Origin of the sequence: Promicromonospora sp. NPDC023805 (assembly GCF_040639635.1) — a bacterium.
GTDB lineage: Bacteria > Actinomycetota > Actinomycetes > Actinomycetales > Cellulomonadaceae > Promicromonospora.
This window is the reverse complement of the sequence record NZ_JBFAAH010000027.1, coordinates 39246-62329: the sequence shown is the minus strand read 5'-3', so window position 1 is coordinate 62329 and position 23084 is coordinate 39246. Positions and strand designations below refer to the sequence as shown.

Sequence of the window (23084 nt, the reverse complement as noted above, 5' to 3'; positions counted from 1 at the left end):
CTGCATGTAGCGGCTACGTTAGGTCTGTTATCACTGGGCGCAAAGAAGCGTCCGCATCGCTCCGGACGGCAACCCGTCGGACCGGGGTGAACTGCTACCCAGGAGGACACGTGACACCTCGAAAGCGACTTGTGGGGCTGAGTGCGTTTGCGCTCGCGTCCGCGCTCGTGCTGACGGCTTGCGGCGGCGGTGGCGAAGAGCCCCCCGCCGAGGGCACGAGCACCGGCATCGTGACGATCAGCAACGGTGAGCCCCAGAACCCGCTCGTCGGGTCGAAGACCAACGAGACCGAGGGCGGACTCGTTGTCCAGCAGCTCTACTCGGGCCTCGTCTACTACGACGCCGAGGGTGTCGTGCACAACGAGATCGCCGAGTCGATCGAGTCCGACGACAACCAGACTTGGACCATCACGATCCAGGACGGGTGGGAGTGGTCCGACGGTACCGAGATCACGGCGGACAGCTTCGTCGACGCGTGGAACTGGGCAGGCTATGGCCCGAACGGCGCCAAGGGCGCCGGCTTCTTCTCGTCGGTCGAGGGTTTTGCCGAAGCGCAGGGCGTGCCCGAGTTCGACGACGAGGGCAACGTGTCCGGTATGGCCGAGGAGCCGACGGCGGAGACGCTGTCCGGCCTCAAGGTCGTGAGCCCCACCGAGTTCACGGTCAAGCTGACCCAGCCGGAGTCCGACTTCCCGATCCGCCTGGGCTACTCGGCGTTCTACCCGCTGCCCGAGGCATTCTTCGCGGACTCCGACGCGTTCGGCACCGAGGCGGAGAACACCGTCGTCAACGGGCCCTACAAGGTGGACAGCTGGGAGCACGCGAACACGCTCAGCCTGGTGCCGAACGACGCGTACGACGGTCCGCGCAAGGCCCAGAACGGTGGGATCGACTTCATCGTCTACACGGACGAGAACACCGCGTACGCGGACCTGCAGGGCGGCAACATCGACATCCTCGAAGAAGTGCCGACCTCGGCCATGAGCACCTTCGAGGACGACCTGGGTGAGAACGCCGTCAGTGAGCCGTCCGCCAACTTCGCCGCGATGACCGTGCCCGAATGGCTCCCCGAGTTCCAGGGCGAGGCCGGTCTCAAGCGCCGCCAGGCCCTGTCCATGGCGATCGACCGCGAGCAGATCACCGAGACGATCTTCGCGGGGACCCGCACCCCGGCGACCGACTTCACGTCGCCCGTCATCGACGGCTGGACCGGCGAGATCCCGGGCAACGAGGTCACCACGTACAACGCCGAGGAGGCCAAGACCCTCTGGGACGAGGCCAACGAGGAAGACCCGCTGCCGGACGACTACGTCCTGACCATCAGCACCAACACGGACCGCGACCACCAGACGTGGGTCGAGGCCGTCTGCAACGGGTACATCAACGATCTCGACATCAAGTGCGAGATGACCGGTTACCCCACGTTCGACGAGGTCCTCGACGAGCGTGACAAGGGCCCGAAGGGCAAGGTCGACGGCCTGTTCCGCGCCGGCTGGTCCGCGGACTACCCGTCGCTGCAGAACTACCTGGGCCCGCTCTACAGCAAGGCGGCGCTCGCGGGCTCGAACGACGGCCGGTACGAGAGCGACGAGTTCGACGCCGCTCTGGCCGCGGCGGCTGGTGCCCCCTCGCTCGACGAGGCCAACGTGCTCTACAACAAGGCGCAGGAGATCCTCTTCAAGGACCTCCCGGGCATCCCGCTGTGGTACTACTCCACGACGGCCGGGCACTCCGAGCACGTCGAGAACGTGGAGTTCGGCTGGGACAGCATGCCGCTGCTGTACGAGGTGACCAAGACGGAGTGACAGTGATCACTTCCGGTACGCCGGAGTGACCTATCACCCCAGGTGGCGGGCGGGGCGCGTGAACAACGCACCCCGCCCTCCCCTGTGCGGAGCCTGAGTACCGGATGTGATCCGGAAGAATCTTCCGCAGCTATCAACAAGGAGACCAACCAATGCTCTGGTACATCGGACGCCGGCTGTTGCAGGTGATCCCTGTGTTCCTCGGCGCCACGCTGCTGCTGTACGGACTCGTGTTCCTGCGTCCGGGCGATCCTGTGGCTGCGCTCGGCGGCGAACGCGGGCTGTCGCCGGCCGCCGAGCTCGCGATCCGCGAGGCGTACCACCTGGATCAGCCGTTCTTCATGCAGTACCTGTACTTCCTCAAGGGCGTCTTCACGTTCGACATGGGCGTCACGTTCACCGGACGCCCCGTCGTCGAGGTCATCGCCCAGGCGTTCCCGGTGACGTTCCAGCTCGCGCTCATGGCCCTGGTCATCGAGACGGTGTTCGGCATCGCCTTCGGCCTCTGGGCCGGTGTGCGCAAGGGCAAGCTCTTCGACTCCACGGTGCTGCTCTGGAGCCTGCTGCTCATCTCGGTGCCCACGTTCGTGATCGGCTTCGTGCTGCAGGCCGTCGTCGGCGTGCAGCTCGGCTGGCTCCCGATCACAGCCGGACGAGATCCCGACTTCATCAGCCTGCTGATGCCCGCGATCGTGCTGGCTACCACGTCCTTCGCCTACATCTTGCGCCTGACACGGACGTCAGTCGCCGAGAACATCACGGCGGACTTCGTGCGGACGGCCCGCGCCAAGGGCCTGCCGCGGGGCAAGATCATGACGCGCCACGTGCTGCGCAACTCGCTGATCCCGGTGGTCACCTTCATCGGTATCGACCTGGGCAACCTCATGGCCGGCTCGATCGTGACCGAGGGCATCTTCAACATCAACGGCGTCGGTGGAACCCTCTTTCAGGCGATCACCCGCGGTGAGAACGTGACGGTGGTGTCGCTGTCTACGGTGCTCGTCGTCGTCTATATCTTCGCCAACCTGATCGTGGACGTGTTCTACGCCGTCCTGGACCCGAGGATCCGTTATGCCTGACAACCGCTACGAGAAGACTCCGCGCCCGGGGCAGGAACACTTCGTCGCGCCTCCTGAGGACGTGCAGGTCGGGGTGGTCGACGCCGTCGACGTCTCCGAGGCGCCGTCCAGCCTCTGGCAAGAGGCATGGCGTGACATGCGCCACCGGCCTCTGTTCTGGGTCTCCGCCGCGCTCATCGTGTTCGTCATCCTGATGGCGGTGGTCCCGGGGCTGTTCACCTCCGCGAGCCCCAAGTGCGTCCTCACGGACTCGCTGGGTGGGCCTACCCAGGGCCACATCTTCGGGTTCGACAAGCAGGGTTGCGACCTCTACTACCGGGCGATCCACGGTGCCCGCGCCTCGGTGACAGTCGGCGTCCTGTCGACGATCTTCGTCGTCGTGCTCGGCACCCTCATCGGCTCGGTCGCCGGCTACTTCGGCGGCTGGTTCGACACGATCCTGTCCCGGTTCACCGACATCTTCTTCGCCGTGCCGTTCGTGCTCGCGGCGATCGTCATCATGAGCCTGCTGCAGGACCGGAACGAGGTGGTCGTCGCCGTCGTGCTCGCCACCTTCGGCTGGACCTCCATCGCGCGCATCACACGCGGCGCCGTGCTCGGGGTCAAGAACAACGAGTTCGTGACCGCGGCCAAGGCGCTCGGTATGGGCCGGCTGGCGATCCTGGGGAAGCACGTGCTGCCCAACGCCGCCGCGCCGATCATCGTCTACGCGACGGTGGCGCTCGGTACGTTCATCGTGGCGGAGGCGACGCTGAGCTTCCTCGGTATCGGTCTGCCGAGCACCACGATCTCGTGGGGCGGTGACCTCGCCAAGGCGCAGGAGGCCATCCGGGTCGCCCCGGAGATCATGATCTACCCGGCCACCGCGCTCGCAATAACCGTGCTGAGCTTCATCATGATGGGCGACGTCGTGCGCGACGCCCTCGACCCGAAGGCGAGGAAGCGATGACCACCACGATCACCCTCACCGACGGAACCACCGAGGACGCCCCGGTGCCCGCCGAGAAGCGTGACGACCGCACCCCGCTGCTGGAGATCCGCGACCTGCAGATCTCCTTCACCACGGCCACCGGAACGGTCAATGCCGTGCGCGGCGTGGACCTCACGGTCTATCCGGGCCAGTCCGTGGCGATCGTCGGCGAGTCGGGCTCGGGCAAGTCGACCACGGCGCACGCGATCATCGACCTGCTGCCGGGCACCGGCAAGGTGACCGGCGGGTCCATCTCGTTCGGCGGGCGCGAGCTCGTCGGCCTGCATCGCAAGCAGGTCGAGGACCTGCGCGGCCGGGAGATCGGTCTGGTGCCGCAGGATCCGATGTCGAACCTGAACCCGGTGTGGCGCATCGGCACGCAGATCGACGAGGCGCTGGTGGCCAACGGCTTCCAGGGCTCCAGGGTGGAGCGGAGGGCGCGCGTCGTCGAGCTGCTCGGCGAGGCCGGCCTGCCCGACGCGGCGCGTCGGGCCCGCCAGTTCCCGCACGAGTTCTCCGGCGGTATGCGCCAGCGCGCGCTCATCGCGATCGGCCTGGCCTCGCGGCCCAAGCTGCTCATCGCGGACGAGCCGACGTCGGCCCTCGACGTCACGGTGCAGAAGAAGATCCTGGACCACCTGGAGGGCCTCACCGACGAGCTCGGCACCGCCGTCCTGTTCATCACGCACGACCTGGGTCTCGCTGCGGAGCGAGCCGAGCACCTCGTGGTCATGTACAAGGGCAAGGTCGTCGAGTCCGGTCCCGCGGCTCAGATCCTCAAGGACCCGCAGCACGAGTACACCAAGCGGCTCGTGGCCTCGGCCCCGTCGCTGGCCTCGCGCCGCATCCAGTCCGCGCACGAGCGTGGCGCGGAGGCGGAGGACCTGCTCGCCGAGCACGCGGACGAGGTGGAGGCCTCGGCCCCCGACGTCGTCGTGGCGAAGGACCTGACCAAGGTGTTCCGTATCCGCGGTTCCCGGCCAGGTGGGCACAGCGACTTCACGGCGGTCGACAGCGTCAACTTCGCGCTGCCCAAGGGGCACACGCTCGCGCTGGTGGGCGAGTCGGGCTCCGGTAAGTCCACGGCGGCCAACATGGTGCTGGGACTGCTCGAACCGACGTCGGGCACGGTCGCGTTCGACGGCAAGGACGTCGCCAAGATGTCCGCGAAGGAGCAGTTCGCGCTGCGCCGTCGGGTGCAGCCGGTGTTCCAGAACCCGTACGGGTCGCTGGACCCGACGTACTCGGTGTTCCGCTCGATCGAGGAGCCGCTCGCCCTGCACCGGGTGGGTGACCGCAAGTCCCGCGAGGCCCGCGTCCGCGAGCTGCTGGACATGGTCTCGCTGCCGCAGGCGACCCTGCGCCGGTTCCCGAACGAGCTCTCGGGCGGCCAGCGGCAGCGCATCGCCATCGCGCGTGCGCTGGCGCTCAAGCCAGAGGTGCTCGTGCTCGACGAGGCCGTCTCGGCGCTCGACGTGCTGGTCCAGGCGCAGATCCTGACGCTGCTCAACGACCTGCAGGCCGAGCTGGGGCTGTCGTACCTGTTCATCACGCACGACCTCGCGGTCGTGCGGCAGATCGCGGACCTCGTCGCCGTGATGAAGGACGGCAGCATCGTGGAGCACGCGACCACCGACGAGGTGTTCGACAACCCGCAGCAGGAGTACACGCGGGACCTGCTGGCGGCGATCCCGGGCGCGAGCCTGGAGATCGGCGGCTGACCGACGGGTTCCCACTCGCCGAGGTAGTCGTGCAGCGAGGTAGTCACCCAGTTCGCGCTGAGTGACTACCTCGCCGCACGACTACCTCGGCACGGGTTGTTCTCGGAACAGTGACACGGTCGACACCTGGTGATTTCGATTCGCGGGTAGGATGGGTGGTGCTGCGAGACCGGTCCACCTTCGGATCAGAGTCCGCGCCCCTGACCTCCCTTCTGGAAATGAGTGCTTCCGTGACCGTGCCTGCAACCGCGCCGACCTCGGTCCGTGCGACCCGTTCCGACCTTCGAAACGTCGCGATCGTGGCCCACGTCGACCATGGCAAGACCACGCTCGTGGACGCCATGCTGCGGCAGTCCGGATCCTTTGGCGCCCGCCAGCACCTCGAGGACCGTGTGATGGACTCGGGTGACCTGGAGCGCGAGAAGGGCATCACGATCCTCGCCAAGAACACCGCCATCCGGTACTCCGGACCGGCGGCCGCGGCGAACGGTGAGCCCGACGGCATCACCATCAACGTGATCGACACCCCGGGCCACGCCGACTTCGGCGGTGAGGTCGAGCGCGGCCTGTCGATGGTCGACGGCGTCGTGCTGCTCGTCGACGCGTCCGAGGGCCCGCTGCCCCAGACCCGGTTCGTCCTGCGCAAGGCGCTGGCCGCGAAGCTGCCCGTCATCGTCGTGGTGAACAAGGTCGACCGCCCGGACGCACGCATCACCGAGGTCGTCGCCGAGACCACCGACCTGCTGCTCGGCCTGGCCAGCGACCTGTCCGACGAGGTCGAGGACCTCGACCTGGACGCCATCCTCGACGTCCCCGTCGTGTACGCGTCGGCGAAGGCCGGCCGCGCCTCCACCGAGCAGCCCGCCGACGGCGGCCTGCCCGCCAGCGAGGACCTCGAGCCGCTGTTCGCGACCATCCTCGAGAAGACCCCGGCCCCGACGTACGAGGAGGACATGCCGCTGCAGGCGCACGTCACCAACCTCGACGCGTCGCCGTTCCTCGGTCGCCTCGCCCTGCTGCGCATCCACAACGGCACCCTGGTCAAGGGTCAGACCGTCGCGTGGGCCCGCCACGACGGCTCGCTGCAGAGCGTGAAGATCACCGAGCTGCTGGAGACCAAGGCGCTCGACCGCGTGCCCACGGACAAGGCTGGCCCCGGCGAGATCGTCGCCGTCGCCGGTATCGCGGACATCATGATCGGCGAGACCCTGACGGACATCAACGACCCGCGTCCGCTGCCGCTCATCACGGTCGACGACCCGGCGATCTCGATGACCATCGGTATCAACACCGGCCCGCTCGCGGGCAAGGGCGGCAAGGGCCACAAGGTCACCGCCCGCCAGGTCAAGGACCGTCTCGACTCCGAGCTCGTCGGCAACGTCTCGCTCAAGGTGCTCCCGACCGAGCGTCCCGACGCCTGGGAGGTGCAGGGCCGTGGCGAGCTGGCCCTGGCCATCCTCGTCGAGCAGATGCGTCGCGAGGGCTTCGAGCTCACGGTCGGCAAGCCGCAGGTCGTCACCAAGCAGATCGACGGCAAGCTCCACGAGCCCATGGAGCACATGACCATCGACGTGCCCGAGGAGTACCTCGGCGCCGTCACGCAGCTCCTCGCGCAGCGCAAGGGCCGCATGGAGACCATGACGAACCACGGCACCGGCTGGGTCCGTATGGAGTTCATGGTCCCGGCGCGTGGCCTCATCGGCTTCCGCACCCAGTTCCTCACGGACACCCGCGGCACCGGCATCGCGGCGTCGATCGGCGAGGGCTACGAGCCCTGGCACGGCCCGATCGAGTCGCGCATGACCGGCTCGCTCGTCTCCGACCGCGCCGGCAAGGTCACGCCGTTCGCCATGATCAACCTGCAGGAGCGCGGCTCCTTCTTCGTGGAGCCCACGCAGGAGGTGTACGAGGGCATGATCGTCGGCGAGAACTCGCGCAACGAGGACATGGACGTCAACATCACCAAGGAAAAGAAGCTGACGAACATGCGCTCCGCCAGCGCCGACAACTTCGAGAACCTCATCCCGCCGCGCAGGCTCACGCTCGAGGAGTCCCTCGAGTTCGCGCAGGAGGACGAGTGCGTCGAGGTGACCCCTGAGGTCGTCCGTATCCGCAAGGTCCTGCTCAACGCGACGGACCGTGCCCGCGCGACGGCCCGGGCCAAGCGCAACTGATCAACCCCTCTCGCTGAGTGCTGGATATTCGCCCATGAACGTTCGTTCTGAGGGCAGATATCCAGCACTCAGTGCTTTCTCCGGCGGGGTGCTGGCCGTTCATGCGCATCCCGACGACGAGACGCTGTCGACCGGCGGCCTGCTGGCTACCTTCGCGGACGCCGGGCTGCCCGTGTGCGTGGTGACCTGCACGCGCGGGGAACGCGGCGAGGTGCTCGCCCTCCCGGGTACGACGTCGGAGGGTCGCGCCGGCCTCGAGGGCGACGGACCCGCGCTCGGCGCCTACCGCGAGACCGAGCTGGCCGCCGCGCTGTGGCGGCTGGGCGGGGGAGTCGACGGCGCCGTCGAGCACGCCTTCCTGGACGATCTGCCGCCCTCCGGCCTATCCGCCACCGGGGGCGCCTGCGCGACCGAGCCTCCGGCTGAGGTGCTGTACGAGGACTCCGGCATGACCTGGGTCGCGCCAGGCGTCGCCGGGCCGGCACCGGACTCCCCGCCGACGGCGTTCGCGCGGGTCCCGCTCGACGAGTCCGCCGGCCGGCTCGCGGCCCTCGTCCGCGCACGGCGCCCCGCCGTCGTCGCCACCTACGAGCCAGGAGGCGGGTACGGGCACCCCGACCACGTGCGCGCGCACCAGGTGACGGTCCGCGCGCTCGAGCTCGCGGCGGACCCGGCCTGGCGGCCTGGCGGCGGAGGCGCGTCGGCGGGGGAGGGCGCGCCGGACCTCGGCGTCGGACAGTGGGACGAGCCCTGGGCGGGCGCCGAGCTGTGGCAGGCCGTCGTGCCCGCGGCCGAGCTGCGCGAGGCGCGCGCGACGCTCGCCGCGCTGCCGGAGGCGGTGTCGCTCGCCGCGGCCGAGGACCTCACCTTCGCGAACCCGGACGAGGACCTGCCGCCGTACGCCAAGCAGGGCCTGGACACGCGGTCGGCAGAACGTCAGGTGTTCGGTACCCCGGGGTACCGAACACCTGACGTTCTACCGATCACTCGCGCGGGCCGGATCGCGCGGCTGGACGTCCGGCCGGTGGTCGGACGGGTGGTCGAGGGCATGCACGCGCATGCCTCGCAGGTGCAGCATGCGACCGCACTGGCGCCGTCCGAAGGGCCGATCGCCGGGTGGTACGCCCTGTCCAACAATGTGCTCGCGCCGATCCTGACCACGGAGACCTATCTGGTCAGCAGCTTCTCGTCACCCGAGTGACCGCCGGGGGATCAGCGCTCCTGGAGGGCGTCCAGGCCGATCGCCATGGCGGTCACGAGCCGACGGTCGATGTTCGGGTCCTGGATGTTGACGACGTAGCGGTCACGCAGGCCCCACTTCTTCTCCACGGTGAACGCGGGCTGGCCGTTGACCAGGAAGTCGAAGTGGTACGGCAGCCAGGCCGCCTCGACGAGCCGGCGGATGATGGCGACCGCCATGCTGCGCTCTGACCCGGTTGCCGTGCCGAACCCGGGCTGCTCGACGTGCCAGGTGGTGCGCAGCAGCGACTTGGCGAAGTCCTTGCGGAACGAGCCGACCGGGTTGCCGCTACCGTCGACGACGTCGTAGGTGGCACCGAGGTCCATCATCTGGCGCGCCTTGAAGCCGAGCACCGGCTCCCGCTTGGTGTCGTCGGTGTAGAGCGTCACCTGTTCGCGGAAGGCCATGCGCTTCTGCTGCGCGAACGCGTAGAGCTCGCCCTCGGAGCCGTCGGGACGTGCGCCGTGCACCTCGTACTGGTTGACCATCAGCCGGATGCGCTGTCGAACGATGAGCTGAGTCTGTGCCTGAAGCGTATTCACCCGCCGGAGTGTCGCACATTCGCAGTGTCCTCCCAGGTGAATGCTGGACAATGGCTGGGTGAACTCACCCCGACGTCACCTCGGACGAACGATCGTGCGCACCCTGCTCGCCGTGCTGCTCGGCGTGGTCATGGGCGGCCTCGGGACCGTGGTGCACAGATTCGGTGACGAGTCCTGGTACCTCGGACTGGCTCTCGCGCTGGCTCTGACCGCCGCGGCAGGCGTGCTCGCGCGCGCCTGGGCCGGCTACGGCACACTGCTTGGATTCGGCGTGGGCTGGGTCGCCATGGTGCAGGCCCTGTCCCTTCCGGGGTCCGGGGGCGACGTGGTGGTCCCGGCAGGCGTGCTCGGCATGGTCTGGTCGTACTCGGGGGTGGCGGTCCTCGCGGTCGTCGCGTTCCTTCCGTCGTCATGGTTCGCTGAGGTTCCGGCACGCCGGGATCGGCCTGCTGCCTGACGTCTGCGGTCTTTCGCAGGCTGGTTCAGGGTGTTGGTCAGGATTGATACACAACCTCCACCTCGGGGTGTCCAGTACGCGGCCTCGGGCGGGATTCCCGCTGGATAGGATGCCCGGCAGGGCGGCCCCGTCCAGCGGATTCGCCGCAGGCCAGGTGCGCCCTTGAGGGACGCGGAGAGCCCGCGTCTCGGGTAGTTGCACGGAGCGTGCCGATGGGCCAGCCGACCGAGCGTGACGAACCGCTCGAGCCGACGTCAGACGAGAACACCGGGACGCAACCCGCCCCGGTGACGCCTCCCCGCTTGTCCCGAACGCGCCCTGGCAGCGTGCCGAGGCAGGCTGCGAAGCCCCCGGTACGGTCGAGCGACCCCGGGGCAGCGCAAACCTCAGTACCGGCCGGTCAATCGACCGCGCAGCCGGACCCCAGATCCCCAGAGAAGGCCCAGCCCGTGACCCGTCCGGAGCAGTCCGAGGCCCCCGAGGCCCCGCGCACGCCCGTCGTGCCGCCCGCAGCATCGCCTGCGGCACCCGAGAGCGCCCCCAGGGCCCTCGGAGCGGACGCCGAGGTGCCGGCCGGCACACCGAGCGAACCCGAGCTGTCCGCCCCGCCTGTGACGCCGAGCGGGCCTGAGGTTGCTGGCACGTCCGAGGTGCCGGTCCCGCCCGTGTCCTCGGACGCGGCGGAGATCCCTGGTGAGCCAGCGTCCGGACCGGAGAGCGAGCCTGCGGGCGCGGCTCCGAGCGTGCCTGACGCTCCGAGCAAGCCCGAGGTTCCGAGCAAGCCGGCGGCTCCGAGCAAGCCTGAGGTGGCGGGCCCGAGCGAGCCGGCGGCTCCGAGCAAGCCCGAGGTTCCGAGCAAGCCCGAGGTCGCTGTGCCGAGCGAGCCGGCGGCTCCGAGCAAGCCTGAGGTGGCGGGTCCGAGCGAGCCCGCAGCTCCGAGCGAGCCAAAGGTTCCGAGCAAGCCTGAGGCCGCTGTGCCGAGCGAGCCCGCAGCTCCGAGCGAGTCCAAGGCCCCGACCGAGCCCGCCGCTGCGGCACCGATCGAGCCCAAGGCTTCGAGCAAGCCCGACGCTCCGAGCAAGCCCGAGCCGGTGAGCGGACCCGCTTCGAACACGTCCTCGACCGAGAGCGCACCGGTCACGCCGGCCGTCGTCGACTCCGTGCCGGTAGCGGTGCTGCAGACGGTCGTGGAGAAGCTGGAGACGCCGCCGACGAAGGCTGCTGCCACGCCGCGGAGCGGCTACACGCCACGGGTCTTCGCGTTCGACCGTCCGCCCAAGACGGCGCCCGGGGCGAACAGCGCCGACGGCGCGGCCACCCCGCCGCAGACCCCTGCCAAGCCGGCCGAACCCGCCGCGCCCGTGGGCCAGGCTCCCGGCGAGACAGACGGGGGCAGGACCTCCGACGAGACGAAGACCGGAACCGCCGCCGGACCGGTCCCTGCTGCACCGGCCGCCGACGCCCCGCGGCCCGCGGCCGCGGCATTCGGCGCCGCAGCAGGCGCAGCAGGAGCGACGGCGGCCGCGGCCGGCGCCGCGGCGGCCAGGCAGGCTCCCGCCGGCGCGGCTGCCGCAACACCTGCGGCCCCTGCCCCTGCCGTCCCTGCCCCGGTGGCCGCCCCCAGGGCGGACGCGCCGGCCGGCGCGCCACGCTCGGCCGACCGGGGCGCTACATCTGACCCGGCGACGGCTGACGAGGTGGCGCCCAAGACGGCGGCACCTAAGACGGCGGCGCCCAAGACTGGTGCGCCCGACAAGGCAGCGCCCGCCGATCCAGCTCCGCGCGCCACGACGCCCGGCGCGGCGTCCGCCGGAGCAGCAGCAGGCGCTGCTGCCGCCGCGGGAGCCGCCGCCGCCGGAGCCGCTGCCGGCGCAGCGGCGAGTGCCGCCGCTCCGACCGTGCCCGCACCCGCCCCGGCGACACCCGCGCCCGCCGCTCCGGCCACGCCCGCCGCTCCGGCCATGCCCGCGGCTCCGCCGTCGCTCCCGCCGCGTGCGCCCAACCCGCAGCCGGGGACGGTCGCACCGCCTCCTGGTGCGGTTCCGCCGGCGGCATCCGACCAGAACTCCTTCCTGAAGCCGCTGACCGGCGCGATCCAGCGGGTGTCCCGTCCGCTGGCCGGTACCCGTTGGGCGCCGGTGCGTCCGGACGCGGCATCATCGGAAGCCTCCGCACAGGAGCCAGGTGGGCCGCAAGGCCCCGCCGGACCGGGTGGCCCCGGCGGACCGTTCGGCCCCGTCGGGCCCAACGGTCCGGGCGCGTCCGGTCAGGGTGAGTTCTTCGGGCTCGCCGGAGACGGCGCCCCGAGCCGCGGCCCGAAGATCGCGCTGATCTCCGTGCTGGTCGTCGTCCTGCTGTTCGCGGTCTACGCCTTCGTGGCGTGGGGTCTGAGCGACAAGGCGCCGCGCGAGACCACGGTGGCCGGTGTCGACGTCGGCGGTATGACGCAGACCCAGGCCGCCGCCGCGATCACCGAGCAGCTCGCGCCGCGGGCCAAGGAGCCGATCGAGCTCACCGCGGGCGATGGCAAGGCCCAGCTCTCCCCGGAGCCGAGCGGTCTCGCCATCGACGCGGAGGCGACGGCGGCGGAGCTCACCGAGTTCTCGCTGAGCCCGGTGCGGATGTGGGAGCACATGTTCGGCGGCCCGGCCGAGGTGCTCGTCCTGGCCATCGACCAGAAGAAGTTCGACGCCGCGGTGGCCGGTCTCGAGGAGTCGCTCGCCGTCGAGCCCGTGGACGGCACCGTCTCGTTCGTCGACGGACAGGCGGTCAAGACGGACCCGAAGGAGGGCTCGCGGATCGTCGCGAGCGAGACCTCGCGCATCATCCAGGAGCGATGGATCCTCCAGCAGGGCCCGTACGACCTGCCGGTCGAACCGGTCGAGCCGACGATCACGCAGCAGGAGACCGACGAGAGCCTCACCATCGCGCAGAAGGTCGTCTCCGCGCCGGTCACGGTGTCCGTCGGCGGGCAGTCGCCGGTCCTGGCGCCAGGCGTGCTGGCGGGGCTGTTCCGGTTCGAGCAGCGCGACGGCAAGCTCGTCACCATCATCGACCAGGAGGCGACCGTCGCCGCAGTCGTTGACGGTACCGACGACCTGCTGGAGGTCCCGTCCGACGCCCACTTCGAGTTCGCCGGCGGCAGGCCGACGGTCGTCGGGGGAAAGACGGGTACCACCCTCGATCCCGCCCACGCGGGCAAGGCCGTTCGGGTCGCCGCGACGAGCGACGACCGCGAGACGTCCGTCGAGCTGGTCGAGCAGGACCCGAAGGAGACCGTCGACTCCCTGAACGCCCTCGGGGTCAAGGAAGTGGTCGCGCAGTTCGACACGCCGCTGACGAACGAAGCCGTACGCACGCAGAACCTGGTGCGCGGCGCCGAGATGATCACCGGCAACCTCGTGAAGCCGGGGGAGACGTTCTCCCTGCTCGACGCCCTGGCGCCGATCACGCTGGAGAACGGCTACTTCGACGCGGGCGTCATCGAGAACGGCGAGCACGTCGAGGCAGTGGGCGGCGGGCTCTCGCAGATGGCGACGACGACCTTCAACGCAGGGTTCTTCGCCGGCTACGAGGACGTGGAGCATCACGCGCACTCCTTCTGGTTCCCGCGCTACCCACCGGGTCGCGAGGCCACGATCTACGTGGGCGCCAAGGACATGAAGTTCACCAACGACACGCCCTACGGCGCGGTGCTCCAGTCCTATGTGGCGGACGGTCGGCTCTGGGTGAAGATCTGGAGCACGAAGCACTACCGGGTCGAGCCGGGCAGCACCGGCAAGACGAACATCGTGCCGACGTCGGTGATCCACGACTCGTCGGCGGACTGCAAGCCGTACCCGGGCGGCGAGGCCGGCTTCTCGATCGGCATCAGCCGCAAGGTCTACCTGGGCGACAAGCTGGCCAAGGAGAACTCCTTCAACCACACGTACAACCCGGACAACCCGGTGGTCTGTGACTAGCACCTGTGACTAGCCGCCAGTGCTTTCCGGTGAGGCTCGGACGGCTCACCGGCGGTAGGTTTCGCACATGCTTGGACGTAGCGAGCGGGAGTCTCCCGCGCACGCGGTGCTTGCCGCGCAGATGGCGGGCTGGAACGACCCGGTCGAACTGCTGGACCTCGGCACCACGGCGGACACGCTCGCCACGGTGGCCGGCATCGAGGCACTGGCGGCGGTGGTGCACCTGGGACACCCGGAGCACCCCGCGCCAGGCCTCGAGCGTGCCCTCCTTGAGGGTGCGTCGTCGCTCATCGTGACGGGTGCGGTAGCCGTGCCCGGCCAGTGGGTGTGGGTCGGTGCGGGCTCGACCGTGGGCCAGGTGGTGGTCGACGAGGCAGGGATGCGGGACTGCGCGAGCGTCCTGCGGAGCCTCGGCGCCAGCCCGCGCCTCGTGCCGACGCGCACGACGGTCGAGGAGCGGATAGCCCTCGCGGGTGAGGGCGGGTCGCTGGTGATCGAGCGGTCCCGGGTCCCGGCGGGTTTCGCCGAGCTGCCCGACAGTGCCGCGCTCGCCGAGGGCGGACCCGTCTGGTACGGGCTCCTGGAGTCCCGCGGCGACTGGCCGCCCTTCGCCGAGCCCGCGCAGGTATGGCTCGCGTTCGGGCCGGCGGACGACCACCTCGGTTCCCTGCAGCCGACGCTCGCGCTCGTCGCCGACGCCGGCCTCGACCTTGACCACCTGCGCAGCCAGCCGTCATCGGCCGGGCCGCACGTGTTCTTCACGTCCTTCTCCTGCCCGACGTCGGACGTGCTGAACGACCTGGTCGCCGCGCTCACCGAGCGGGGCGTGGCACACCGCACCCTTGCCGTCCTGCCCGGCGAGTCGTTCGTGCCCGGGCCGGACGCGCTGACGCCCCGATGGGCATGACGGTGGCGGGCATCACGGAGGCGGGCACAGAGCGCGGCACCCGGGCCGCTTACCTGGGCCCGGAGGGTACGTTCACGCACCAGGCGGCGCTGGAGTGGGCGCGCCTGCACGCCGCGGCAGGTGGCTTCACGGGCGACGTGACCGTCGACCCGCTGGCCACCGTCAAGAACGTGCACGACGCCGTGGCCGACGGGACGGCCGACGTCGGCGTCGTCGCCATCGAGTCGTCGGTCGAGGGCTACGTGGTGCCCTCGCTGGACGCGCTGCTGTCCAGCCCGGACGTCGTGGCGGTGGACGAGGTGGCGCTCGACGTGTCGTTCGACGCGTTCGTGCGCCCTGGTCACGGCGAGCTGACCGAGGTCTCCGCGCACCCGCACGGCCTGGCGCAGTGCGCCGGCTTCGTCACGACCACCGGCCTGGCGACCGCTCCGGCGTCGTCCAACGCGGCGGCGTGCCGCGACGCCGGACCGGGCACCATCGCGCTCGGGCCCACGATCTGCGGCGAGCTCTACGGGCTGGAGACGTACGCGAAGGCGGTCGAGGACTTCCGCGGCGGCCGCACCCGCTTCCTCGTCCTGACCCGGCGGAGCGCGGCCGACGCGCACCTGGCGCGATCTCGCGCCGCGGGGGCGACGGCCTGGAAGACGATGCTGGCCATCACCCCGGCGGTGACCGGCCCGGGCGTGCTCGCGCGGATCACCGCCGCGTTCGGGGACCGGGGCGTGAACATGTCGAGCCTGATCACGCGGCCGCTCAAGGCGCAGGAGAGCAAGTACGTCTTCGTCGTGACGTTCGACGAGGCGCCGTGGGACCAGGGCGCCCGCGAGGTGGTGAGCGACCTGCTCGCCGCAGGCGACTCCCTCAAGACGCTCGGCCTGTTCCCGGCGGGCGCCGGCTTCCGGGCGCTCGACGGCGTGCTCGACCCCGACCATGTCCCGGTCGGCTCGATCTCGGCAAAGGACTCCGACCAGGCACGTGAACGTGGGCTGCTGTGGTGAGCGGCAACGGCCCGGTGGGGATCGTCGGCCTGGGCCTGATCGGCGGCTCCCTGGCCAAGGCGCTGCAGGCGGCGGGTGTGCCGGTCGTCGCGACCGACCCGGCGTCGAACGAGGAGGCCCGTGCGGCGGGCCTCTCGGTGGTGGACGACGTCGCGGGGCTCGCGCTGCACCGCCCGGAGATAGTGGTGCTCGCCGCGCCGCTGCGCGCCATGCGCGCGGTCGCGGGGGAGCTCGCCGAGGCGCTGGCGGGCGAGCCGGGCTGGGACCCGACCGTGACCGACGTCGGCTCGGTGAAGGCGCCGGTGCGGGAGGCGGTGGCGGACGCCGGTCTGGCCGGCCGGTACGTCGGGGCGCACCCGATGTCGGGGACGGAACGGAGCGGGTTCGATGCCTCCTCGGCGGAGCTGATGCAGGGCATCCCGTGGGCGGTGACCTGTGCGGCGACTGGGGTTGGCGTGGCCGGTGTGGCGGGGACCGACGCCGTCCGGCTGGAACGGGTGCTGCGGCTGGTGACCGGCCCGCTCGGCGGGACCGCCGCCGTGCTCACCGACGACCTGCACGACGAGGCGGCCGCCCTCGTGTCGCACGTTCCGCACGTGCTGGCCAACCAGCTGCTCGGGGCGGTGTCCGGCGCCCCGGTGCGGGACCTGGCCCTGGGACTCGCGGCCGGCTCGTTCCGGGACGGGACCCGGGTCGGGCTCACCGATCCGCGCCGCACCGAGGCGATGGTCACCGAGAACGCCGCCTGGGTGGCCCCGGCGCTGCGGCTCGCGGCCCGGGACCTCGAACGGCTCGCGGACGAGCTCGAGTCCAACGCGCCGACGCACTGGTTCTTCGACCGCCCGGACCCCGTACGCGAGCTGATCGGCCGCCCGGGCGGGCCGCGTGTGACCGGCCTGCGTCCGGGTGACGGGGTCCCCCGGGCCGGCGTCGGCCCGGACACCGAGGTGGTGCCGCTGACGGGCGACTGGCCCGCGGAGCTGGTGAGCCGGTGTGCTCAGGGCGCCGTGGTCATCCGGCTCGATGACCGAGGTGCGGAGCTCCGGGCGACGCGTTGAGACAGCAGATATGATCTAGGCGAAGGCGGCAGGCAGTGTTCGTACACAGCCCAGCCGCCTTCGTCGTGCTCCGACGGCTTACAGCGCCGCTGCCAGGGCCCGGCCCGTCGTCCGGCCCGTGAAGAGGCAGCCGCCCAGGAACGTGCCCTCCAGCGCGCGGTGCCCGTGCGAGCCACCGCCGCCGAAGCCCGCGGCCTCGCCGACCGCCCACAGGCCCTCCAGCACATCCCCGGACGAGGTCAGGGCGCGGCCGGTCTCGTCGCACCAGATGCCGCCGAGCGTCTTGCGGGTCAGCACCGTCAGGCGGACGGCGAGCAGCGGCCCGTCCTGGGGGTCGGTGAGGGCCCGCGGCGGGGACACCCGGATGGCCTTGTCCACGATGAAGTGCCGCGCTGCCGATGTCGCCACGACCTGCGGGTCCTTGCCGAGGCCAGAGGCCACCTGCGCGTCCCGGGCGGTGATGAGGGCGGCCAGTGCTTCGGCGTCGATGTGCCCGGCCGAGCCTTCGGTGGCCTCGGTGAGGGCGTTCATCTTCGCGGCGAGCTCAGCGGGCGTGCTCGCCCAGAGGAACTCCTCCGACTGCTCCGCGAACGTCCGCACCGGCACCGACTTCCCGCGGACGCGCTCCAGCAGCAGCGGTACCGACTTGCCGGTCAGGTCAGGGTTCTGCTCGGAGCCCGACAGCGCGAACTCCTTCTCCATGATCGTCTTGTTCAGCACGAACCAGGAGTGGTCGTCCCCGCGGGTGGTCACGTGCTGCAGCGCGCCCAGCGCGTCGAAGCCGGGGAACAGCGGGCTGGGCAGGCGGCCGCCGTCGGCGTCGAGCCACAGCGGGGACGGGCCGGCCAGGATCCGGATGCCGTGCTTCGACCAGACCGGTGAGTGGTTCGCGATGCCCTCGGGGTAGTGCCACATCCGGTCCTCGTGCACCAGCGCGGCGCCCGACGCTCCGGCGACGCCGAGCATGAGCCCGTCGGTGGAGTCCGGCACACCCGAAAGCATCCGGGTGGGGAGGCGGCCGGCGTCCGCCGACCAGTGGGCGCGCGCCAGATCATGGTTCGCACCGATACCGCCGCTCGCGACGACCACGGCCCGCGCGGACAGCTCCACCTCGCCGGTCACCGTGCGGTTGGAGGGCTCGCCGCGGCCCGCGCCGTCGTCGGCAAGGATCTCGGCGCGTACCCCCGTGACCCGGCCGTCGGTGGTGACCAGCGACGTGACCCGGTGCCGGAAGCGCAGGTCCAGCAGCCCGGCCCGGTTCGCCTCGCGCGCGGCGACGACGAACGGCGCGACGACCGCGGGGCCCGTGCCCCACGTGACGTGGAAGCGCGGCACCGAGTTGCCGTGGCCGCCCGCCGGGTATCCGCCCCGCTCCGCCCACTGCACCGCCGGGAACCAGCGCACGCCCTTGGCGTGCAGCCACGACCGCATGTCACCGGCGGCGAACTCGACGAACCCCTTGCCCCACTTGTAGCCGAAGCGGTCGGGACCCTCGCCGCGCTCGGCGCCCGGCGCGAACTGGGCGGAGCCGAGCCAGTCGGCGAAGGCGAGGTCGAACGAGTCCTTCACCTTGAGGCGGCGCTGCTCGGGGGAGTCCACGAGGAACAGCCCGCCGAACGACCACCACGCCTGGCCGCCCAGCGACGCGGCGGGCTCCTGGTCGAGCAGGACCACCCGCTTGCCCGCCGCCGTCAGCTCGGTCGCTGTGACCAGCCCGGACAGCCCGGCGCCGATGACTATGACGTCGGTCTCGACCGTGGCGGCAACATCGTTGTTGTGGACGGAGTCAGTCATGAGCTGAACCTTAGCGGCCCTGCGAGAGCAGCACCTGGAGGCTGAGCGCGTCCAGCGTCACCGACGTCCGCGGGCCCGCCTCGTCCTCGGGGACGAAGGGGAAGTCCCACGAGGAGTCCCAGACGAGCTGCCAGGGCGCGCTGTTCGTGTCGGCCCGCGGGGGCAGCGTCACGTGGGCGTCGTCCAGGTTGCCGTTGATGACCAGGAGCACGTCGGCGTCGCCGGCCGCCGGTCCGGGACGCAGCATCTGCAGCACGCGCCGGCCCGGCTCGTTCCAGGTCGCGGGCTCCATCGGCGTCCCGGCCTCGGCGAACCAGAGCAGGTCCGGGTCGGACTCGTTCGGCCGCGGCGAGCCCAGGAAGAACGAGTCGGCGCGCAGCGCAGGGTGTTCCCGCCGCAGCCGCAGCAGGTACCGGGTGGTCTCGAGCAGGTCCGTCGCAGCGGAGTCCATCGCCCAGCGGAGCCACGAGACCTCGTTGTCCTGCACGTACGCGTTGTTGTTGCCGCCCTGGCTGCGGCCGAACTCGTCACCGGCCGTGAGCATGGGGGTGCCGGCGGAGAGCAGCAGCGTGCCCAGCAGGTTCCGCTGCGACCTGCGGCGCGGCGGCACGATGGCCTGCCACGGTTCGGTGGTGGCGTCGTCGCCGGTGGACGTGTGCCCCTCGATCCCGTGGTTCCACGACAGGTTGTTGTCCGTGCCGTCGCGGTTGTCCTCGCGGTTGTCCTCGTTGTGCTTGTAGTTGTAGGCCACCAGGTCGGCGAGCGTGAAGCCGTCGTGCGCCGTCACGTAGTTCACGGACGCAACGGGTCCGCGGACCAGAGGCGGGTCGCTCGGCCCGAACAGGTCGGCGCTCCCGGCCAGCCGCGTCGCCAGGTCGCGCAGGCCGAGCATCTCCTGCCCCCGCACGCCCTGCTTGGGCGCGTCCAGCCAGAAGCCGCGCGCGGCGTCGCGGAACCGGTCGTTCCACTCCGCCATGGGCGGCGGGAACGAGCCGGTCTGCCAGCCGCCCGGGCCGATGTCCCAGGGCTCCGCGACGAGCTTGAGGCCGGACAGCACGGGGTCGGTCTGCAGGGCGACCAGGAACGGGTGGTCCGGGTCGAAACCCACGGTTCCCCGGCCGAGCGTCACCGCCAGGTCGAACCGGTACCCGTCCACGCCGACGGTCTCGGCCCAGTAGCGCAGCGAGTCGAGGGCCATCTGGATCACGCGCGGACGCCGGAAGTCCAGCGAGTTGCCGGTGCCCGTGACGTCCGCGAGAGCGGCGGGCGAGGCGCCGTCGTGCAGGTAGTAGAGGGGGTTGTCGAGGCCGCGCCAGGCCACGTGCAGGTCGTCGTCGCCGCCCTCGCACGTGTGGTTGTAGACGACGTCGAGCAGCACCTCGATCCCCGCCTCGTGCAGCAGGTGCACCATGCCGCGCACCTCGTCGAGCACTGCCTCAGCGCCCTGGTCCTGCGCCGCCTGCGTGGCGTAGGCGGCGTTGGGCGCGAAGAAGCCGAGGGTGTTGTAGCCCCAGTAGTTCTGCTGGTCCTGGGCCGCCAGACGCGACTCCGCGGCGCTCTTGTGGATGGGCAGCAGCTCGAGCGTGGTCACGCCGAGACTCAGCAGGTGCTCGACGACGGCCGGGTGCGCCGCCCCCGCGTAGGTGCCGCGCAGCTCCGCCGGGATGTCCTCGCGGAGCATCGTCAGGCCACGCACGTGCGCCTCGTAGATCACCGTGTCGGCCCAGGGCACGCGCGGCCGCGACAGGGGAGCCGGCGGCGGCAGCGGTGCGACGACGACGGAGTGCGGCACGTACGCCAGCGAGTCCCGTCCGTCCGCCGCGCCATAGCGGTCGCCGAGCCACCAGCCCGGCTCGCGCTCCGTGGACACGGAGCCCACCACCTCGGGACCGTAGCGCAGGCGGCCGGCGAAGCCGCGGGCGTACGGGTCGATGAGCAGCTTGGCCGGGTTGTGCCGCATCCCCGCCTCGGGTTCCCACGGCCCGTACACGCGGAAGCCGTAGCGCTGGCCAGGAGCGATGTCGGGTACGTGCGTGTGCCAGACGCCGTACACCGGGCCCACCATCTCGACCCGGCGCTCGGTGTACCGCTCGGGGTCGTGCTCGTCCAGGTCCGGGTCGGTCACGTCGATGAGGCACAGGTCGACGGCGGTGGCGTGGGACGCGAGGACAGCCGCATCGATCCCGCCGTCGGGCGTGACGTAGACGCCCAGCGGCGGGACGTGGCTGCGCCTGGCCGTCGGCCGGATCAAGGGCCGGACGACCGGACGGGGCGCCGGGTCGCCCGGCGCCCGCTGTGGTTCTGCTCGTCGTGACTGCACCATGTGGCTCATCGTTGCAGGCGGGCAACCGTCCGCCCAACCTCGATCGTTGTTGGAGACGGGCGGTCGGGAGCGGGCGGACAGCTAGGTCTGGTCACGTAGCAGGCGGGATCCGCCCCGCCCGACGTCGTACCGCGACCTCATGCGTGTAGCCGGCACCGCCGACGACGCGGTCGAGGTGGTGCCGTCCCCGGTGACGCTGCTGTCGCGCGAGGTGAAGACCGACACGAGCGGCAGGCCGCCGCGCCGTCAGAAGTCGGCACGGGCGGCATCGGACATCGGCAGCCGCCACAGCTCGAGCGATGCCCACTCGTCCGGAACTCCGAGTGCCGCGATGGTCAGGTCTGGCGACGACGGAAACGTGTCGAGCAGGGCGACGAGATGGCGGCGCCACTCGGTGTCGTCGTCGATCGATCTCAAGAGGTAGGCGATCACGGCCAGCGCGTTGTAGACGCCGAAGACTCCCTTGGGAGTGATTTCGTCACGCAAGTGGTCGAGCACCGGTACGAGTCCCGCCCTCGGTCTGCTCGGTGCGTTCTGGAGTTTCCGGTTGAAGAGCCGCGCGTGGTGAGCGGCGACGTTGCGCACGTAGTTGACGCTTGCGAGCCAGCTCGCCATCAGCCTCTTTGTCGGTACGCCGAATGCTCTCGCGATCTCCTAGTAGCCGACGGCGGCCAGCAACACGGTCGTACTTTCCCGCGGGCTGACGTCGACTCCGCGGCCATCGAGCTTCTCGACCTGCTGATCGAGCGAGAGCCACTTCTTCGTGTACTCGCCCATGTTCCCCCAGTGAAAAGAAAATCAGCCCGCCGCCTTTCGGCGACGGGCTGATCATGATGCTCCAACTCTATCTGCTCCTCGTGCTCTCGTCCACGTGATGGCGGCACGGCTGACAGCTGGCCGGACATGGTGGAATGACAGGATGGAGCAGCTCGAGTCCGGCCGGGGATCGCTCGCACCCGCGGAGCGGCGCCGGGTTGCGCGGCACCTCCTGCTCGACGGGTTCGGTCTGGCCGCGCAGGAACGCCTCGCCGCCTCGCGGGTCGTGGTGGTGGGTGCGGGCGGGCTCGGGTCCCCGGTGCTGCAGTACCTCGCCGCGGCCGGCGTCGGCACCCTCGGCATCATCGACGACGACGTCGTCGAGGCCTCCAACCTGCAGCGGCAGGTCCTGCACTCGGTGGCTGACGTCGGGCGCGCCAAGACGGCGTCGGCCACCGACGCGCTGCGTGGGCTGGCTCCCGAGGTCGAGGTCATAGCGCACGGTGAGCGGCTGACCCGCGACAACGCCGCGGCGATCCTCGGCGGATACCACCTGGTCGTCGACGGTTCGGACACTTATCAGACGCGTTACGCCGTGTCCGAGGCGGCGGCCGCGCTCGGCCTGCCCGTCGTCTGGGGCACCGTGCTGGGCTGGGACGGGCAGGTGAGCGTCTTCTGGTCGGCGGCCCCCGAGGGGCGGGCGATCACCTACCCCGACGTGTTCGGCCCGCAGCCGCCCGAGGGGGAGTCGTGCGCGACGGTGGGCGTGCTGAGCCCGGCGTGCGGCGTCGTGGGCTCGACGATGGCGGTCGAGGCCGTCAAGGTCCTGACCGGTACCGGAGATCCGGCGCTGGGCCGGCTGCTGGCCTACGACGCGCGCACCTCGGCGTGGGACACGATCGAGCTGGCCGCGCCACCGTCGGACCCGGGCGGCGTCGCGCCCGCGGAGCCGATGTCGCCAGCGGAGCCGACGTCGGCCGCCGGGGCGCCGGAGCCCGCCGGACCGCTGTCCGCCCGGGCGGAGCTGCCCGGGGTGCTGCTGCTCGACGTCGGGCTGCACCCGGGTGCCGTGCCCGGTGCGGTGTTCGCCCGGCTGGAGGACCTGGCGGCCGGCAAGCTGCCGCCGGAGCTGCTCGACCATCCCCTCGACGGGCCGGTGGTCGTGGTGTGCGAGCGCGGTCTGCGGTCGCGCGGAGCGGTGCAGCTGCTGCGCGCCGAGGGGTGGCGCGACGTCACGAGCCGCGCCATTCTGGGGTGAAGCGGACTCGACCCACCTTCTGGACACGTCCCGTTCATCT

At 71.0% G+C, this 23084-nt stretch carries 17 protein-coding genes; 12 read left to right on the top strand and 5 right to left on the bottom strand.

Going from position 1 to position 23084, the window contains the following annotated elements:
* Positions 1-110: 110 nt before the first annotated feature.
* From AB0F70_RS22525 to AB0F70_RS22500, 6 genes are all read left to right on the top strand, one after another.
* A complete protein-coding gene (locus AB0F70_RS22525) occupies positions 111-1805 on the top strand; it encodes an ABC transporter substrate-binding protein (protein ID WP_357453601.1) in 1695 nt (564 codons plus the stop codon).
* Positions 1806-1957: 152 nt separating this feature from the next.
* Positions 1958-2884: an ABC transporter permease gene (locus AB0F70_RS22520; protein ID WP_357453598.1), complete on the top strand. Its 927-nt coding sequence runs from the start codon at positions 1958-1960 to the stop codon at positions 2882-2884.
* Positions 2877-3833, top strand: coding sequence for an ABC transporter permease (locus AB0F70_RS22515; RefSeq protein WP_357453595.1), 957 nt, complete (start codon positions 2877-2879; stop codon positions 3831-3833). Before AB0F70_RS22520 ends, AB0F70_RS22515 begins: the two co-directional genes overlap by 8 nt.
* Positions 3830-5575: an ABC transporter ATP-binding protein gene (locus AB0F70_RS22510; RefSeq protein ID WP_357453592.1), complete on the top strand. Its 1746-nt coding sequence runs from the start codon at positions 3830-3832 to the stop codon at positions 5573-5575. The genes AB0F70_RS22515 and AB0F70_RS22510 overlap by 4 nt, the downstream gene beginning before the upstream one ends.
* A 236-nt stretch (positions 5576-5811) precedes the next feature.
* Positions 5812-7749 carry a translational GTPase TypA gene (gene typA, locus AB0F70_RS22505; RefSeq protein WP_357453666.1) on the top strand — a complete coding sequence of 646 codons (1938 nt, stop codon included), beginning with the start codon at positions 5812-5814 and terminating at the stop codon, positions 7747-7749.
* A gap of 34 nt (positions 7750-7783) precedes the next feature.
* Entirely contained in the window at positions 7784-8950 is a 1167-nt protein-coding gene (locus AB0F70_RS22500; RefSeq protein ID WP_357453589.1) for a PIG-L family deacetylase, read from the top strand.
* An 11-nt stretch (positions 8951-8961) separates the two neighbouring features.
* Here the strand turns inward: AB0F70_RS22500 and AB0F70_RS22495 are convergent, their stop codons facing one another.
* Positions 8962-9531, bottom strand: a complete 570-nt coding sequence (locus tag AB0F70_RS22495; RefSeq protein WP_357453586.1) for a hypothetical protein — start codon at positions 9529-9531, stop codon at positions 8962-8964.
* Between the two features lie 58 nt (positions 9532-9589).
* On the opposite strand from AB0F70_RS22495, the gene AB0F70_RS22490 reads away from it, so the two are divergent.
* From AB0F70_RS22490 to AB0F70_RS22470, 5 genes are all read left to right on the top strand, one after another.
* Positions 9590-9988 carry a hypothetical protein gene (locus AB0F70_RS22490; protein ID WP_357453583.1) on the top strand — a complete coding sequence of 133 codons (399 nt, stop codon included), beginning with the start codon at positions 9590-9592 and terminating at the stop codon, positions 9986-9988.
* Between the two features lie 449 nt (positions 9989-10437).
* Entirely contained in the window at positions 10438-13950 is a 3513-nt protein-coding gene (locus AB0F70_RS22485; protein ID WP_357453580.1) for a VanW family protein, read from the top strand.
* 67 nt (positions 13951-14017) lie between these two features.
* Positions 14018-14857, top strand: a complete 840-nt coding sequence (locus tag AB0F70_RS22480; RefSeq protein ID WP_357453576.1) for a hypothetical protein — start codon at positions 14018-14020, stop codon at positions 14855-14857.
* Entirely contained in the window at positions 14848-15855 is a 1008-nt protein-coding gene (locus AB0F70_RS22475) for a prephenate dehydratase domain-containing protein (protein ID WP_357453573.1), read from the top strand. Before AB0F70_RS22480 ends, AB0F70_RS22475 begins: the two co-directional genes overlap by 10 nt.
* Positions 15852-16913, top strand: a complete 1062-nt coding sequence (locus AB0F70_RS22470; RefSeq protein ID WP_357453570.1) for a prephenate dehydrogenase/arogenate dehydrogenase family protein — start codon at positions 15852-15854, stop codon at positions 16911-16913. The genes AB0F70_RS22475 and AB0F70_RS22470 overlap by 4 nt, the downstream gene beginning before the upstream one ends.
* Before the next feature lie 78 nt (positions 16914-16991).
* On the opposite strand, the gene AB0F70_RS22465 is transcribed toward AB0F70_RS22470, so the two are convergent.
* From AB0F70_RS22465 to AB0F70_RS22450, 4 genes are all read right to left on the bottom strand, one after another.
* Positions 16992-18707, bottom strand: a complete 1716-nt coding sequence (locus AB0F70_RS22465) for an FAD-binding dehydrogenase (RefSeq protein ID WP_357453568.1) — start codon at positions 18705-18707, stop codon at positions 16992-16994.
* A 10-nt stretch (positions 18708-18717) separates the two neighbouring features.
* Positions 18718-21030 carry a glycogen debranching protein GlgX gene (gene glgX / locus AB0F70_RS22460; RefSeq protein WP_357453565.1) on the bottom strand — a complete coding sequence of 771 codons (2313 nt, stop codon included), beginning with the start codon at positions 21028-21030 and terminating at the stop codon, positions 18718-18720.
* A 246-nt stretch (positions 21031-21276) separates the two neighbouring features.
* Positions 21277-21681 (bottom strand): Abi family protein, encoded by a 405-nt coding sequence (locus AB0F70_RS22455; protein WP_357453663.1) that lies wholly within the window; start codon positions 21679-21681, stop codon positions 21277-21279.
* A 3-nt stretch (positions 21682-21684) separates the two neighbouring features.
* Positions 21685-21807: a hypothetical protein gene (locus AB0F70_RS22450; protein ID WP_357453562.1), complete on the bottom strand. Its 123-nt coding sequence runs from the start codon at positions 21805-21807 to the stop codon at positions 21685-21687.
* Positions 21808-21949: 142 nt separating this feature from the next.
* Here AB0F70_RS22450 and AB0F70_RS22445 point away from each other — a divergent pair, with 142 nt between their 5' ends.
* Complete coding sequence (locus tag AB0F70_RS22445) at positions 21950-23044, top strand: HesA/MoeB/ThiF family protein (protein WP_357453559.1); 1095 nt, start codon at positions 21950-21952, stop codon at positions 23042-23044.
* The last annotated feature ends 40 nt before the right edge of the window (positions 23045-23084 follow it).